This window comes from Achromobacter sp. MUI-25009338 (assembly GCF_057359325.1).
The window spans coordinates 667,154-681,978 of the sequence record NZ_CM170627.1; the positions used below are offsets into that span (position 1 = coordinate 667,154).

13 protein-coding genes are annotated in these 14,825 nt (G+C 68.2%); 7 read left to right on the forward strand and 6 right to left on the reverse strand.

Annotation, left to right across the window (positions count from 1 at the left end):
- Positions 1-74 precede the first annotated feature (74 nt).
- The 5 genes from AC1IQ6_RS03180 to AC1IQ6_RS03200 form a co-directional block, all read right to left on the reverse strand.
- The gene (locus AC1IQ6_RS03180; protein ID WP_485865822.1) at positions 75-2,468 is read right to left on the reverse strand and encodes a TonB-dependent receptor; all 2,394 of its coding nucleotides are present in this window, start codon (positions 2,466-2,468) and stop codon (positions 75-77) included.
- A gap of 157 nt (positions 2,469-2,625) precedes the next feature.
- A complete protein-coding gene (locus tag AC1IQ6_RS03185; RefSeq protein WP_485865823.1) occupies positions 2,626-3,609 on the reverse strand; it encodes a FecR family protein in 984 nt (327 codons plus the stop codon).
- A complete protein-coding gene (locus AC1IQ6_RS03190) occupies positions 3,596-4,099 on the reverse strand; it encodes an RNA polymerase sigma factor (protein WP_102773485.1) in 504 nt (167 codons plus the stop codon). Before AC1IQ6_RS03190 ends, AC1IQ6_RS03185 begins: the two co-directional genes overlap by 14 nt.
- Positions 4,100-4,183: 84 nt before the next feature.
- Complete coding sequence (locus tag AC1IQ6_RS03195) at positions 4,184-5,137, reverse strand: Bug family tripartite tricarboxylate transporter substrate binding protein (protein ID WP_111825919.1); 954 nt, start codon at positions 5,135-5,137, stop codon at positions 4,184-4,186.
- A 110-nt stretch (positions 5,138-5,247) separates the two neighbouring features.
- A complete protein-coding gene (locus AC1IQ6_RS03200; RefSeq protein ID WP_485865824.1) occupies positions 5,248-6,150 on the reverse strand; it encodes a dihydrodipicolinate synthase family protein in 903 nt (300 codons plus the stop codon).
- A 238-nt stretch (positions 6,151-6,388) separates the two neighbouring features.
- Between AC1IQ6_RS03200 and AC1IQ6_RS03205 the strand changes: the two genes are divergently transcribed.
- The 6 genes from AC1IQ6_RS03205 to ptsJ all read left to right on the forward strand — a co-directional run bounded on the left by AC1IQ6_RS03205 (position 6,389) and on the right by ptsJ (position 13,237).
- A complete protein-coding gene (locus AC1IQ6_RS03205; protein WP_485865825.1) occupies positions 6,389-7,072 on the forward strand; it encodes a GntR family transcriptional regulator in 684 nt (227 codons plus the stop codon).
- A gap of 199 nt (positions 7,073-7,271) precedes the next feature.
- On the forward strand, positions 7,272-8,954 hold the full coding sequence (gene hutU, locus AC1IQ6_RS03210; RefSeq protein WP_485865826.1) for a urocanate hydratase: 1,683 nt from the start codon (positions 7,272-7,274) through the stop codon (positions 8,952-8,954).
- 29 nt (positions 8,955-8,983) lie between these two features.
- Positions 8,984-9,964, forward strand: a complete 981-nt coding sequence (locus AC1IQ6_RS03215) for a Bug family tripartite tricarboxylate transporter substrate binding protein (protein WP_479730976.1) — start codon at positions 8,984-8,986, stop codon at positions 9,962-9,964.
- Between the two features lie 13 nt (positions 9,965-9,977).
- A complete protein-coding gene (locus AC1IQ6_RS03220; RefSeq protein WP_485865827.1) occupies positions 9,978-10,982 on the forward strand; it encodes an ornithine cyclodeaminase family protein in 1,005 nt (334 codons plus the stop codon).
- A gap of 10 nt (positions 10,983-10,992) precedes the next feature.
- Positions 10,993-11,814, forward strand: a complete 822-nt coding sequence (locus AC1IQ6_RS03225) for a phosphate/phosphite/phosphonate ABC transporter substrate-binding protein (RefSeq protein ID WP_485865828.1) — start codon at positions 10,993-10,995, stop codon at positions 11,812-11,814.
- A gap of 121 nt (positions 11,815-11,935) precedes the next feature.
- Positions 11,936-13,237, forward strand: coding sequence for a MocR-like B6 salvage transcription factor PtsJ (gene ptsJ, locus AC1IQ6_RS03230; RefSeq protein WP_485865829.1), 1,302 nt, complete (start codon positions 11,936-11,938; stop codon positions 13,235-13,237).
- 3 nt (positions 13,238-13,240) lie between these two features.
- On the opposite strand, the gene AC1IQ6_RS03235 is transcribed toward ptsJ, so the two are convergent.
- Positions 13,241-13,786 carry a carboxymuconolactone decarboxylase family protein gene (locus AC1IQ6_RS03235; protein WP_209164581.1) on the reverse strand — a complete coding sequence of 182 codons (546 nt, stop codon included), beginning with the start codon at positions 13,784-13,786 and terminating at the stop codon, positions 13,241-13,243.
- A 119-nt stretch (positions 13,787-13,905) separates the two neighbouring features.
- On the opposite strand from AC1IQ6_RS03235, the gene AC1IQ6_RS03240 reads away from it, so the two are divergent.
- On the forward strand, positions 13,906-14,793 hold the full coding sequence (locus tag AC1IQ6_RS03240) for an AraC family transcriptional regulator (RefSeq protein ID WP_111825913.1): 888 nt from the start codon (positions 13,906-13,908) through the stop codon (positions 14,791-14,793).
- The last annotated feature ends 32 nt before the right edge of the window (positions 14,794-14,825 follow it).

Sequence of the window (14,825 nt, forward strand, 5' to 3'; positions counted from 1 at the left end):
CGGCAGATACTGAATGGGAACGATTATTATTATCTATTTTCCAGATCTGCGGCAAATGGCGGCGGCTCAGGCGCTTACCACCTGTGCTGGTAAGTCAGCGTCAATACGGTCCCGGCGGCGGGAAGCCGGCTGGTGTTCGTGTTGCTGCGCATGAGCTGGCTGTAGAGCGGGTAGTAGTCGCGATTGAACAGGTTCTCGATGCCGAGAATGAATGTGTCGTTCTGGTTCGGCTGATACCGGCTCATGAGATCCACCGTGAAATAGCTGCTCACGTCCCGCCGGCCGAAGCTCTCCACGCCGTTCAGGCGGTAGTCCTTGCCGCCGAAGTAATTGGCCTGGATGCGGTTGCTCCAGCGTTCGTTGGGGCGGTACTGCAGATACGCCGTGAGCTTGAGCGGCGGAATCCGGTAGCCCGTCATGTCCTGCCAGCTGCGGCCGGCGGGACGCTCGCGGCCCTTCATCCACGTGAAGGTGCCGCCGGTGGCCCATGTTTCGTCGTCGGTGGCGTAGTCGACCGTGCCCTCGATGCCGTGGATGCGTTCTTCCGTGCGCGTCAGGATCAGCCCGTTGTTGAAGCTCTGCACGTCGCCCAGTTTGGACGTGGTGTAGAACAGCGCCAGCGAGGCCGAGGTGTTGCCGACTCCGCCGCGCCAGCCCAGCTCGTAGTTGTTGGTCTTGACCGGCTGCAGGTCGGACGAGCCGATGTCGAAGCCCGGGCGCGCGTTGCGCATCTGGACGCCGATGTCGGGCAGCTGGAAGCCGTGGCTGAAGTTCGCGTACAGCTCCTGTCCGAGCACCGGCGCGTAGGCCACGCCGAAATTGAACAGGAAGGCGTCGTAGTTGACCGTGCCGCCCTGCACCGTGGCGGGGGCGGGCACACGCAGCTGGGACAGGGGCACGAAGTCGCCGAAGCGGGCCGACGCGTACTCATAGCGCGCGCCGCCCTGCACGGACCACTGCTCATTGAAGCGATGTTCGAGCTGGGCGAAGAGGCCGGTGCTGCGCGTGGTGAGTTCGGGCATGTAGGTGAGCCCGCCCATCCTGTTGAACACGCGCCCGCCGCTGCGGTCATAGGCGGCCGGATCGAATATGTCGAGCGGCATGTCGCTGCGTTCGTGGTTGAAGTCCGCGCCCCACATCAGCCTGGACTGTTCGCCCAGCGGCGTGTCCACCGTGAGGCGGCTGCCGAAGACCTTGGTGTTCTGGGTGATCTGGTCGATGTTGTTCCCGCGGGTCACGACGGCGCGCGCATCGAAGGGCGTGAAGCGCGTGAAATAGTCGCGGTAGTACATCTGCGCCGTCATCTTGCTGCCCAGCAGGTCCAGGTGCTGGTATTCCAGGTTCACCAGCGTGTTGCGGATCTGGTTCTGGTCCGCCAGCTGCAGGCCGCTCATGGGCAGGGCGCGCGCCGACCCGGCAGGCAGCCGGCCGACCGAAGGGTCGGAGGTGTAGTCGGAGTCCTGGTCGGCGTTGTAGTAGTTGGCAGAGAGCTGCAGGCGCTGCTTGTCGTCGATGCGCAGGCCCAGCTTGCCGCCCAGGCTGTAGATATTGGAGTCGAACAGGTCGCCCTGGCTGGGCTCGGGCGCGATGCGCCGGCCATGCGCGTCATAGGACGCGCCGTTGTGGCGCGCGCCCAGGTCCAGCGCATAGTCCACCATGCCCTTGCTGCCCGCGAAATGCTGCTGGAGCTGCCCGCCCAGGCCGTCGGCCCGCAGCCGCGTCAGCGGACTGACGGCGGTGATGGTGGTCTCGGCCACCGGCTCGCCGCCGGCCGGCCGCGTGGTGATCGAGACGATGCCGCCCGTGGCGCCTGCGCCGTAGATCGAGCTGCTGCCGCGCAGCACTTCGACCCGCTCGATGGTGGCCGGGTCGATGTTGGCCAGGTTGCGCGACGAATCGCGGTTGGTGTTGAGCGGAATGCCGTCCACCAGCACCAGCACGCCGCGCCCGCGCAGCGTCTGGCCGTAGTCGGTGATGGTGCGGCTGGAATCGGCCATGCCCGGCACCGTCTTGGAAAGAATCGTGGCGAGGGTGCCCGAGCCCGTGCGCAATTCCTGCAGGGCGTCGCGCTCCAGCACGATGGTCTGCTGCACCGGGTTCACCAGATTGCTGGCGGTGCGCGAGCCGGCCACTTCGATCGGGGCCATGACCTGGGTCTGGCCGGCGCCTTGCGGCTCGATGATGGTCACGGCGCCTTCCTGGCGGACCTGCAGCGCCTTGCCGTCCAGCAAGGCCAGGAGCGCCTGCTGCGGCGTCATGGCGCCCGCGACGGCCGGCGCCTGCATGCCGGCCACGGTTTGCGGGGCGTAGAAGATCTGCAGGCCATGGGCCTGGGCCAGGTTGCGCAGCGCCTGGTCCAGCGGCTGCGCCGGCATGTCTATCGCAACCGGCGCCGATTGCGCCCGTGCGCCCGGCGATCCCGCCACGAATGCCGCGGCGACCAGCGCCGCGCCCAGGCACGCGCGCATTCCCGCGTGCTTTCCCCATTTCTTGCGATCCACTTCCTGTGCTCCCGAATCATGCCCGCGGGCACCATGCCCGCCCGCCAATCAGGAAGAAGACGCAATACGCAAAAAATACCTGAATGCTCCGCCCGCTTTTTTTGTAACAGCGCCGGCCGGCGGGTCAGCGCGCGACGATCTCGGCCCGCCCGTCAGGCAGGCGCCGCACCGCGACCGGCAGGATGTGCGGCAGCGCGGTCAGGAAGGCGTCGGTGTCGGCGGTCTGGAACACGCTGGTCAGGCGCAGGTCTTCCAGGCCCTGCCCGGTCGCCAGCACGACGGGCTGCTCCCGGTAGCGCGACACCTCGCGCACGGCGCTGCGCAGGTCGGCATCGGCGAACACGATCTGGCCGTTGCGCCAGGCCAGCTCGGCCGCCACGGCGACGGGCCGCGCGCGGCCGGCGTGGCCGCTGGCGTCCACCAGCACCGAATTTCCGGCCGCGACCGCCACGGCGGCAGCGTCCTGCGCGCCGGCCACTTCCACCGAACCCGATTCGACCACCACCTGCATCCGGTCCGTATCGCGGCGCACGTCGAAGCGCGTGCCGGTCACCCGGGCGCTGCCGAATCCGGCGTCGACGATGAAAGGGCGGGCCATGTCTTCCCGCACCGTGAACAGGGCCTGGCCCGCTTGCAGCACGACGCGGCGGCGGGCGTCGTCGAAACCGACCTGAAGGCGGCTGCGGCTGTTGAGTTCGACGATGGACCCGTCGGGCAGCGTGACGCTGCGGCGCTCGCCGGCCGCAGTGCGGTATTCGGCCATGCCGTCTCCGGGGCGCCAGATCGCCACCGCGACGCCGGCCGCCAGCGCGCACAGCCCCAAGCCCAGCGCCTGCCTGCGCATCCGGCTGGCCGGGCGCGGTGGCGGTTCCGCCAGTTCGCGCAGGCGGTCCGCGGGAATGCTGCCGGCCGCCAGCCAGATCTCCTCCAGCATCCGGTACTCCGAGGCATGGCGCGGGTCCCGCGCGAGCCAGGCGTCGAGCTCGGCCTGCGCGGCGTCGGTCCATGTGCCGGAGCGGGCGCGCGCGAACCAGCGCGCCGCCTGGGCGCGGACCGGATCGGCGCGGGCCTCGGAGGCCGCAAGAGGCGAACAGTCAGTTCGGGGCATAGGCTCCAAGCCGTTCCCGCAGATGCAGTGCGGTGCGGATCATGTATTTTTCGACCATATTCTTGCTCAGCCCCATGCGCTGCGCGATCTCGGCCTGGGTCATGCCTTCGAGGCGCTGCCAGACGAAGACCTGGCGGCATTTGAGCGGCAGTTCGGCCAGCGCGGCTTCCAGCGCCTGGCTCAACTGCTCGGTGCGGACCTGGGCCAGGGGATCGCCCAGGGAGCTGGGATGGGCGGCTATGGTATCAAGCGCCACCCACTCCTGCCCGTCGGTCTTGCGGAACTGATCGACGGCCGCATTGCGGGCCGCCTGATGCAGATAGGCGCGAGGCTGGGCCACGCGCGCGGCGTCGGTCTCCAGGCATTTCACCAGCGCTTCGTGCGCAAGATCCCGCGCGGCGTCACGGCAACCCAGCTTCCGGGTCCAGACCGCAAGCAGTTCTTCGTAATAGGCCAGAAAGCCTTGCGAGCGGGGAGGACGTGGTGGCATGGCGGCAAATAAGCAAGCCACGCATGATAATGGTTTTTATTTGCATTGCAAAATTGGGTTGCCGGTCCGCCCGCAAGACCCCGCCTACGGCTTGAGATTGAGCTTTTTCATCAGCGTCTTGAACGCTTCGTTCTGCCGGGCGATATCCGCGGTGAACTCGGGCGTGTCCGCCCAGGCCAGCGTCAGGTTCTGCGAGACCAGCGATTTCTGGAATGCCGGCGTTTCGTAGACCTTGCGCGCGACTTCCCGCCACGCCGCCAGCGCTTCTTCGGGCGCGCCCTTGGGCAGGCCGATGCCGCGCCAGACGCTGAATTGCAGATCGTGTCCGCGCTCCTTGAATGTCGGAACCTGCGGGATCGCGGGCAGGCGTTGCGCGGACATGACGGCAAGCGTTTTCAGCTTGCCGGTTTCCACGTGCTGCCTGAGTTCGGCGTAGGCCACCGTCGTCGCCTTCACGTCGCCGGCCATCAATCCCATGATGGCCGGCGATGAGCCTTGATAGGGGACGTGGGTGAACGTGGCGCCGGTGCTGTCGGCCAGCGCCGCCGCGGCCAGGTGGGGAATCGTTCCGTTGCCGGCATTGCTGATCGTGACGGCTTCGGGATTCGCCTTGGCATAGGCGATGAACTCTTCGATCGTGTTCCATGGCGCGTCCGCGCGCACGGTGATGGAGGAGGGATCGTCCGTGAAGCGGGCCACGGGCTGGAAGTCGTCGATGGTCGCTTTGCCGATGCCCATCAATGGCACGAACAGCATCTCGGGATTCATCAGCAGGACCTTATAGCCATCCGGCTTGCCCGACAGTACGTAGGACCAGCCTATGGACCCGCTGGCGCCCGGCTTGTTCATCACGAAGACGGTCTGCGGGAAATGATTGCGGGCTTCGTCGGCCACGGCGCGGGCGGTGTTGTCGCTGCCTCCGCCTGGCTGGTAGGCGACCACGAGCTCGATCTGCTTGCTGGGGTAGGAAGCGGCGGCGGCCACGCTTGCGGTGAGACATGCCAGGGCGCCCAATACGATTCTAGGTAAGAAGTTCATGGTGGAAAGTTCATCCGCACAAGGCACCAAAAGTGTCGACCGTACCGGGGTGCCGTTCCGAGTGCGATAGCGCGGCCCGCCGTCGGGCCGCAGGTTGTATTGCGGCAGGCTTAGCGGCGCAGCGTTTCCAGGTCGGCCAGGGTCTTGCGGACGATGGCGATGGTGCGCTCGCGCTCCTCGCCCACCAGGTCCAGGCGCGGCGGCTTCACGGTTTCGGCCGAGCCCGTGATGATGTTCTCGGCCAGCTTGATGTGCTGCACGAGCTTCACCACCGTGTCCAGATGGAATAGCGGAGTCAGGACGCGATACAGGGCGCGGGCCTGCGGCAGCTTGCCCGCGATGGCCAGGTCCAGCAGATCGACCGATTCCCGGGGCAGGGCGTTGGCCATGCCGGACACCCAGGCGGTGACGCCCAGCGCGGCGCTTTCCAGGATCAGGTCGTCCACGCCGCACACCACGTTCAGGCGGTTGCCGAAGCGCGCGATCAGATCCGTGACGCGGGTGGTGTCGTAGGACTCCTCTTTGATCGCGACGATGGTGGGTTCGGCCAGCAGCTGCTCCACCGTGTCCGGCGTGAGATCCACGCCGTAGCCGCGCGGGTTGTTGTAGAGCAGGATCTCGAGCCTGGAGGCGCGCGCCACGGCCTTGTTGAATTCGATGGTTTCGCGGACGTCGGATTTATAGGTCAGGCCGGGAAACAGCATCAGGCCGTCCACGCCCAGCCGTTCGGCCTGTTGCGCGAAGGCGACCGCCTTTTGCGTACTCGTTTCGGCCACCCCGGAAACGATGGGCACGCGTCCGTTCACGGTCTCCTTGGCGATGCGCAATACCGTCAGCTTTTCTTCGGGAGACAGCTGGGCGTTCTCGCCGACCATGCCCATCATCACCACGCCGCTGACGCCATTGGCGATCAGACGCTCCAGGCCCGCGCGCAGCGCATCTTCGTCCAGCGTGTAGTCGGGCTTGAACTTGGTAGTGACGGCGGGGAAAACGCCTTTCCATTGAATCGTCATGATCTTCCTTGTGGCAGGGGCGGGCCTGCGGGTAAATATTCGGATAAAGAGTACTTTATATTGGATCCAATTTGGCTGGAGAAAAAAATGGCGCGGATAGCCGTGCCTTTGTTTCATGCTGGCTTGACGCGCGATCGCCGCGGTCAGCGGATCATGGATCCAATATAATCACGTTACGCGAAGCCGGTGCTTCGTGTCTCCCCGGGGTTTCCCTAGCGTATCGCGGACCTTCTCATCTATGCAGCCCAGCCCTCCCACCCGAATCGTCAGGAAGACCACCACCGAACTGGTGCTGGACGCGATGCGCGGCCGCATCCTGTCCGGCGAGTTTGCGCCGGGCTCGGCCTTGCGGCAGGAATTGCTGGCCGAAGAGCTGGGCGTGAGCCGCATTCCCGTGCGCGAGGCGCTGCGCCTGCTGAGCGCCGAAGGCCTGGTCGACACGATCGCGCACAAGGGCGCTTTCGTGTCGATGCTTTCCAAGTCGGAAGTCCAGGAATTCTTCGACATACGCAAGCGCCTGGAGCCCTGGATCATCCGCGAGGCCATCCCGAACATTTCCGAGGCCGATCTGCAGCGCGCCGAGCAATTGGTGCGCGAGATGGATTCGACCGATCCCGGGCGCTGGGGCGCGCTCAACTGGGAGCTGCACGAAAGCCTGTACCGGGCCGCGCAGCGGCCGGCGGCGCTGGGCATGGTGCGGGCGCTGCACGAGAAGTCCGAGCGCTATTTCCGTTTCCAGGTCGTGAACGTCCCGATCCGGCAGCAGGCGCATCGCGAACACATGGAACTCATCGCCCTGTGCCGCGCCGGCCAGGCCGACAAGGCCGAGGCCATGCTGGAGCAGCACATCGGCGACGCCGCCGAGCAGATCCTGGCGATCGTGGACCGGCTGCTGGGCGGCGCCGCCGTGGCGGCGGACTGACTCCGCATTTCCGCAATTCTCCGCGGGCCGTATCGCGCTGCGCGCCCGCGCGGTCTTCTTACCCAACTTTTGGCATAAGGGTCTTCCCCGGGTATATCGTTCCGACCAGAATGTAGTTGAATATACTTGTATATACGAGTTAAATCGACTGCCGGGAGCGGGCTGTCAGCCGCTCCCGAACGAACGACGGAGGCCCGCCATGAGTACCGAAACGTCCGCCCGCCACGACGCCTCGCGCAAGATCCGCGCGCCGCGCGGCGCCACGCTGAGCTGCAAGAACTGGCTGATCGAAGCCGCCTACCGCATGATCCAGAACAACCTGGACGCGGAAGTCGCCGAGCATCCGCAGGACCTGGTGGTGTACGGCGGCATCGGCCGCGCCGCGCGCGACTGGGCGTCTTTCGACAAGATCCTGGAGGTCTTGCGCCGGCTGGATGCCGACGAAACCCTGTTGATCCAGTCGGGCAAGCCGGTGGGCGTGTTCAAGACCCATGCCGACGCGCCGCGGGTGCTGCTGGCGAATTCCAACCTGGTGCCGCACTGGGCCACCTGGGACCACTTCCATGAGCTCGACCGCAAGGGGCTCATGATGTACGGCCAGATGACGGCCGGCAGCTGGATCTACATCGGCTCGCAAGGCATCGTGCAGGGCACCTACGAGACCTTCTACGCGGTGGCCAACCAGCATTTCGACGGCCGGCCGCAGGGGCGCTGGATACTGACGGCGGGGCTGGGCGGCATGGGCGGCGCGCAGCCGCTGGCCGCGACCATGGCGGGCTTCAGCATGATCGCGGTGGAGTGCGACGAATCGCGCATCGACTTCCGCCTGCGCACCCGCTATATCGACGTGAAGGCGACCTCGCTGGAGCAGGCGCTGGAGCTGCTGCGCCAGGCCAGGGCCGAAGGCCGCGCCGTATCTGTGGGTCTGCTGGGCAACGCGGCCGACGTGGTCCAGGAAATGGTGCGCCGTGGCATCACGCCCGATTGCCTGACCGACCAGACCTCGGCCCACGATCCCTTGAACGGCTATCTGCCGCAGGGCTGGACCATGCAGCAGTGGCGCGACGGGCGCGCCAACGATCCGGCGGCGGTGGTGGCCGCCGCGCGCAAGTCCATGGCCGCGCACGTGCGCGCCATGCTGGAGCTGAAGCAGCGCGGCGCGGCCACGCTGGACTACGGCAACAACATCCGCCAGGTCGCACTGGAAGAGGGCGTGGAGAACGCCTTCGACTTCCCCGGTTTCGTGCCCGCGTACATCCGGCCGCTGTTCTGCGAAGGCATCGGGCCGTTCCGCTGGGCCGCGCTGTCGGGCGATCCGGAAGACATCTACAAGACCGACGCCAAGGTCAAGGCGCTGATCCCCGACGACCCGCATCTGCACAACTGGCTGGACATGGCGCGCGAGCGCATCGCGTTCCAGGGGCTGCCGGCGCGCATCTGCTGGGTGGGCGTGCGCGACCGCGCGCGGCTGGCGCTGGCTTTCAACGAGATGGTGCGCACGGGCGAGCTGAGCGCGCCCATCGTGATCGGCCGCGACCACCTGGATTCAGGCTCGGTGGCCAGTCCCAACCGCGAGACCGAGGCGATGCGCGACGGCTCGGACGCGGTGTCCGACTGGCCGCTGCTCAATGCGCTGCTCAATACGGCCGGGGGCGCGACCTGGGTGTCGCTGCACCACGGCGGCGGCGTGGGCATGGGGTTCTCGCAGCATGCGGGCGTGGTGATCGTGTGCGACGGCACGGCCGAAGCCGACCGGCGCCTGGCGCGCGTGCTGCGCAACGATCCGGGCACCGGCGTCATGCGCCACGCCGACGCGGGCTACGAGGCCGCCATCGAATGCGCCCGCTCGGTGGGCCTGGACCTGCCGATGCTCAAGGACTAATTCGACTTCATCCGCACAGGGGAATTCCCGTGAACACGTATCTTGCGATGTGCCTGGGCGGCGCGCTCGCGGCCGGCATGCTGGCCGCGCCGGCGGCGGCCCAGGAGAAGTATCCCGCCCGGCCGGTCACCATCGTCGTGCCTTTCGGGGCGGGCGGCGTGGCCGATGCGCTGCCGCGCATCGTGGGCCAGGAACTCAACGCCAAATGGGGCGTGCCGGTCATCATCGAGAACAAGGTGGGCGCCTCGGGCAACATCGGCATGGATTACGTCGCGCGCGCCAATCCGGACGGCTACACCCTGGGGCTGGCGCCCACCGGCAACCTGACGGTGAACCCGCTGCTCTACACCAGGCTGCCCTTCGACACCGCGCGCGACTTCGCGCCGGTGACGATGCTGGCCACCTCGCCCAACGTGCTGGTGGTCAACGAGCGCGTGCCCGCCAGAACCTTCAAGGATCTGGTGGAATACGCGCGGCGCAACCCCGACAAGCTGAACTACGCCTCGCCCGGCGCGGGCAGCGGCGCGCACCTGGCCGGCGAATTGCTCAACCAGTCGGCCGGCATCGTCACGCGGCACATTCCGTACAACGCCATGGCCGCGGCGGTCAACGACGTGGTGGCGGGCAACGTGGACATGATGTTCGCCGGCATCTCCACCGTGCTGCCGCAGATCCAGGCCGGCAAGCTGCGCGCGCTGGCCGTGGCCGGACCCGAACGGCTGCCGCAGCTCAAGGACGTGCCCACGGTGGCCGAGAGCGGCTACCCGGGCTTCGACGTGACCTCGTGGTACGGCATCGTGGCTCCGGCCAAGGTGCCCGCGGCCATCCTGGACCAGTTGCAGGCCGACATCGCCGCCGTCCTGCAACAGGAAAGCGTGAAGCAGAAATTCGCCGGCCTGGGCGTGGTGCCGGCCGGCTCCAGCCGCGCCGACTTCGCGCGCACGATCCGCCAGGAAACCGATAAGTGGGCGGCCATCGTCAAGCGGGCCGGCATCCAACCGATTCAATGACCGGGGAGACACCATGCAGTCCATAGACATCACTTACCTGAACGGCCCCGACGTGCGCGCGCTGGCGCTCACCGACGCCGAGATCCTGGCCGCCGTCGAAAGCGCGCTGGACGCGCAGGGCCGCGGCAAGACCGTCATCGAGCCGCGCGTGCATCTGGTGCCGGAGTCCTCGGACAAGGGGCATTTCAACGTGCTGCGCGGCTATATCGAGCCGCTGCACGTCGCGGGCGTGAAGGTGGTGAGCGATTTCGTCGACAACTACAAGGTCGGCCTGCCGTCCGAAATGGCCTTGCTGAACCTGTTCGACCCGGTCAACGGCAAGCCGCTGGCGGTGGTCGACGCCACCGCCATCACCGACATGCGGACCGGCGCCGTGACCGCGCTGGGCGCCAAGCACCTGGCGCGCAGGCAGAGCAAGGTGCTGGGCCACATCGGCGCGCGCGGCACGTCCTACTGGAACGTACGCCTGCTCGACAGCCTCTACGACTTCGACGAGATCCGCGTGCATTCGCGGCGTCCCGAGAGCCGGCAGGCCTTCGGCGAGCGCCTGTCGCGCGACCTGGGCAAGCCGGTGCGGGTGGTCGACAATTGGGAATCCTGCGTGCGCGGCGCCGACATCGTGGTGGAGGCCTCGCGCCTGCCGCAGCCCACGCCGCTGCTGAAGACGGAATGGATCGAGCCGGGCGCCCTGGTCATGCCCTACGGGACCATGAGCGCGGTGGAGCTGAGCCTGACCGACATCATGAGCAAAGTCGTGGTCGACGACTGGGGCCAGTGCCGCAAGGGCCTGCCTTATGGCGCGCTGCGCGCGCACGTGGACAGCGACCGCGTGACCGAAGAGAACCTGCACGCCGAACTCGGCCAGATCGTGGCGGGGCTCAGGCCCGGCCGCGAAAGCGACGACGAAACCATATTGTTCTGGCATCGCGGCCTGTCCACCACCGATATCGCGCTGGGCCACGCCATGCTTGAGAAGGCGCGCAGGATGGGCCTGGGCCAGACGCTGAAGTTCGCCTAGGACGCGCCGCATGGAACTCATCACCTCGACGCGCATGTACGACGTGGCGCCGGCCATGAAAACGGCCTGGCGCGCCTTGCTGGCGGCCGCGCACGCGCGCGCCGGCCTGGACGTCCGCTGCATCGAACACGCCTGGCCCGATCCGATCGGCGAGCTGTGGGAACGTCCCGGCCTGTGCGGCGCGTTCATGTGCGGATGGCCTTATGCGGCGGCGCTGGAGGCGGGGCGCGCCTTCAAGGCGGTGGCCTCGGTGGTGCCGGACTGGCCCGCCTATGCCGGCCAGCCGCGCTACCGCAGCGAATTCCTGGTGCGGGCGGACAGCCCCTGGCAGTCGCTGGCCGACGCCGCCGGCAGCCGCTACGGCTGGATGGTGCGCGATTCGCAATCAGGCTGGAACGCCCCGCGCGCGGCCCTGGCCGAGCTCGCCGCCGCGGCCGGCGGCGCGCTGTTCGCCGAGTCCAAGGGGCCTTATGGCAATCCGCGCGGCCTGCTGCGCGCGCTGGCGGAGCGCGAAATCGACCTGACGGCGGTGGACGGCTGGTATCTGGACCTGCTGCGCGAACATGACCCGGGCGCCCTGGCCGGACTGCGCACGCTGGCCTTCACCGCCTGGACGCCAAACCCGCTGCTGGTGGCCGGCCCCGACGTGGACGCGGCCATCGCCGGCCGGCTGTCGGACGCGCTGCTGGCCCTGCACCATGATCCGGCATGCGCGCCCCTGCTGCGCAACGCGCGCGTGGCGCGCTTCGTGCGGGCCGAACCCGGGCGCTATGCGGCGCTGGCCGACATGGCGCGCGCGGCCGCGGCGCGGGGCTATCCGGAGATCCGCTGACGCTCCGGCCGGCCCCTCGCGGGCCGGCTTTCTTCGCCAGGGCAATCGTGTCAAACTTGCGTATTGACTCGATGTGGACTCAAGGCTGTCGCCATCAGGGGCCGCATTGTCCTGGGGCAATATGAAAATCCAAGGAAAGACCGCCGCGGAAATCTTCGACTGCGTGCGGGCCCTGCTTCAGTCGGGGCAGTTGCGGCCGGGCCAGGCCCTGCCGCCGGTGCGCGATCTGGCGGCCGAACTGGACATCAACCGCAATACCGTGGCCGCGGCCTACAAGCGGCTCGCGGGCGCCGGCATCGCCGTCACGCAGGGCCGCCTGGGCACCGTCATCCGCGATGCTTCCGGCCCGGGCGAACAGGAAGGCGCCCAGCCCGACACGCCGCTGGTGGATCTCGCCAGCGGCAATCCCGATCCGGCCTGGCTGCCAGACCTTACCGCCGCGCTCGCCATCCGGCCGTACAAGCACCGTCTTTACGGCGAACCCACCGTCAACGCAGGGCTGCAAGCCTATGCGCGGGCCTGGTTCGAGCCGGACTGTCCCGCGCCGTTCGAGATCGACCTGGCCCACGGCGCGGTGGACGCCGTCGAACGGCTGCTGGATTCGCACCTGGTCGCCGGCGACAAGGTCGCGGTCGAGCACCCCTGTTTTCTCAGCAGCATCAACATGCTGCGCATCGCCGGGCTGCGCGCGATCGGCGTGCCGGTCGATGCGCAAGGCATGCAGGTCCAGGCCCTGGAAGCGGCGCTGGAGCGCGGCGCGCGCGCCGTGATCCTGACCCCGCGCGCACACAATCCCACCGGCTGCAGCCTGAGCGAACGGCGCGCGCGGGCGCTGGCGCGCGTGCTGGCGAGATATCCGCAGGTCATGGTGATCGTGGACGACCACTACGCGCTGCTGTCCGACAAGGAATACCACTCGGTGCTGCCGGCCGGCGCGCAGCGCTGGGCGCTGGTGCGGTCGCTGACCAAGGCGCTGGGCCCGGACGTGCGCGTGGCCATGGTGGCGAGCGATCCAGCGACCTCGCGCCGGCTGCGCATGCGGCTGGCCTCCGGCACCAGCTGGGTCAGCCACTTGCTGCAGGACATGATCGAAGTCACGCTGGGCCGGCCTGAAGTCGCCGCGCAGATGGCGCAGGCCCGCGAGGACTACGCCCGGCGCAGGCGCATGCTGGAAGACGCGCTGCGCGCGGAGGGCGTGCCCTGTGCGGAGCAGGGCGACGGCCTCAACCTCTGGATTCCGCTGGAGGTCGACGACAAGGCCGTCGCCCTGGCCCTGGCGCATCGCGGCTGGCTGGTGCGCCATGGCGATGCGTTCGGCGTCCTGGGAGCGGTCAGCGGCCTGCGCGTCACCCTCAGCGGCATCGAATCCGGCCAGTGCCGGGACCTGGCCCGCGATATCCGCGCAAGCCTGGGGCTGGGCTAGGCCCTACGCGGCCCGACGCAGCTTCACCGCCGGGAAATCCACCGGCACGGCGAACGCCACGTTGACGTAGTTGGTGAACAGGTTCAGCGCCACGTGGGCCAGGATCTCGACGATCTCCTGGTCGTTGAAGCCGGCCGCGCGCACGGCCTGCACGTCGGCCTCGCTCACCTGGCCGCGCGCCTCCACCAGCTGCAGCGCAAAGCGCAGCGCCGCCGCGGTCTTGGGATCGGCGGAGCGGCCGTCCTGGGCGGCGGACATTTCCTCGGCGCTGGCGCCGGCCTTGCGGCCCAGGGCGGTGTGGGCCGCAAGGCAATACTCGCAAGCATTGCGGTCGGCCACGGCCACGGCGATCTGCTCGCCCAGCCTGGCCGGGATGACGCCCGCGCCGAGGGCGCCGAACGCGCCCCACATGCTTTGCAGCGCCGCCGGCGAATTGGCCACCGCGCGGAACATATTGGGCGTGGCGCCGAAAGCGCCGTGGATCTGGGCCAGCAGCGCCTGGCGGTCGGCGGTGGTAGCGTTGGCGTCGATCAGGGGAACTCTGGACATGATGTGACTCCTGGTGTGGAAGAAATGCCATCCCGATGGGGCGGACAGGCAAATCGTACGTAGAATTTCTGGACGTATGGTGCTGTAATGTCCATAAAAAATGTCCGAACGTCCAAACTATGCGTAATCCCGCCATTTCCCAGGTAGACCGGCTCTCGGCCCTGCTGGACCGTTTCCGCGTGCGCGCCACGCTGTTCCACACCGGCGCGCTGTGCGGCGCCCAGACGTTCGAGGCGGTGCCGGGCCGCGGATTCCTGCACGTCCTGCGCCGCGGCGAGATGGAGCTGCGGCACCGGCCCGGCGGCGGCCTCGCGCCGCGGCTGCGGCTGGACGAACCCACGCTGCTGTTCTATCCGCGCGCGCTGCGCCACGAGTTCGTGAACCCGCCGGTGGACGGGTCGGACTTCACCTGCGCTGCGCTCGATTTCGACGGCGGCGAACGCCATCCGCTGGTGCAGTCGCTGCCGCCGCTGATCCGGGTGCCGCTGGACGAGGTCGAGGGCCTGCGTCCGGCGCTGGACCTGTTGTTCGCCGAAGCCGACCACGTCCGCTGCGGTTCGCGGCTGCTGGCCGACCGCCTGTTCGAGGTGGTGCTGATCCAGCTGCTCAGGTGGATACTGGACCATCCGGCCCGGGCCGGCGTGAACAGCGGGCTGATGATGGGCCTGGCCGATCCGCGCCTGGCCCGGGCGCTGGTGGCGGTGCATCGTTCTCCCTGCGACGAATGGCCGCTGGCGAAGATGGCGGAGATCGCGGGCATGTCGCGCAGCGCCTTCGCGGCGGCCTTCAAGGCGGCCACCGGCGCCACGCCGGCCGCCTATCTGGCCGACTGGCGCCTGAGCCTCGCGGCTTCGATGATGCGAGGCGGCAGGCCGGTGAAGCAGGTCGCGGCCGAGCTGGGCTACGCCAGCGCCTCGTCGCTGTCCAAGGCGTTCCGGCAGCGCATGGGCGCGTCCCCGCGCGAGTGGCTGGCGGCCCCTGCGCGGGGCGTGCGCCGAAGCAGTTAGGCCATGCTAGTATTTGACCTATGACATATTTC

Bases quoted from the DNA above. Each gene is read 5' to 3' on its own strand.
- AC1IQ6_RS03180 (WP_485865822.1), bottom strand. From the start codon at position 2,468: ATGCGCGCGTGCCTGGGCGCGGCGCTGGTCGCCGCGGCATTCGTGGCG.
- AC1IQ6_RS03185 (WP_485865823.1), bottom strand. From the start codon at position 3,609: ATGCCCCGAACTGACTGTTCGCCTCTTGCGGCCTCCGAGGCCCGCGCC.
- AC1IQ6_RS03190 (WP_102773485.1), bottom strand. From the start codon at position 4,099: ATGCCACCACGTCCTCCCCGCTCGCAAGGCTTTCTGGCCTATTACGAA.
- AC1IQ6_RS03195 (WP_111825919.1), bottom strand. From the start codon at position 5,137: ATGAACTTCTTACCTAGAATCGTATTGGGCGCCCTGGCATGTCTCACC.
- AC1IQ6_RS03200 (WP_485865824.1), bottom strand. From the start codon at position 6,150: ATGACGATTCAATGGAAAGGCGTTTTCCCCGCCGTCACTACCAAGTTC.
- AC1IQ6_RS03205 (WP_485865825.1), top strand. From the start codon at position 6,389: ATGCAGCCCAGCCCTCCCACCCGAATCGTCAGGAAGACCACCACCGAA.
- hutU (WP_485865826.1), top strand. From the start codon at position 7,272: ATGAGTACCGAAACGTCCGCCCGCCACGACGCCTCGCGCAAGATCCGC.
- AC1IQ6_RS03220 (WP_485865827.1), top strand. From the start codon at position 9,978: ATGCAGTCCATAGACATCACTTACCTGAACGGCCCCGACGTGCGCGCG.
- AC1IQ6_RS03225 (WP_485865828.1), top strand. From the start codon at position 10,993: ATGGAACTCATCACCTCGACGCGCATGTACGACGTGGCGCCGGCCATG.
- ptsJ (WP_485865829.1), top strand. From the start codon at position 11,936: ATGAAAATCCAAGGAAAGACCGCCGCGGAAATCTTCGACTGCGTGCGG.
- AC1IQ6_RS03235 (WP_209164581.1), bottom strand. From the start codon at position 13,786: ATGTCCAGAGTTCCCCTGATCGACGCCAACGCTACCACCGCCGACCGC.
- AC1IQ6_RS03240 (WP_111825913.1), top strand. From the start codon at position 13,906: ATGCGTAATCCCGCCATTTCCCAGGTAGACCGGCTCTCGGCCCTGCTG.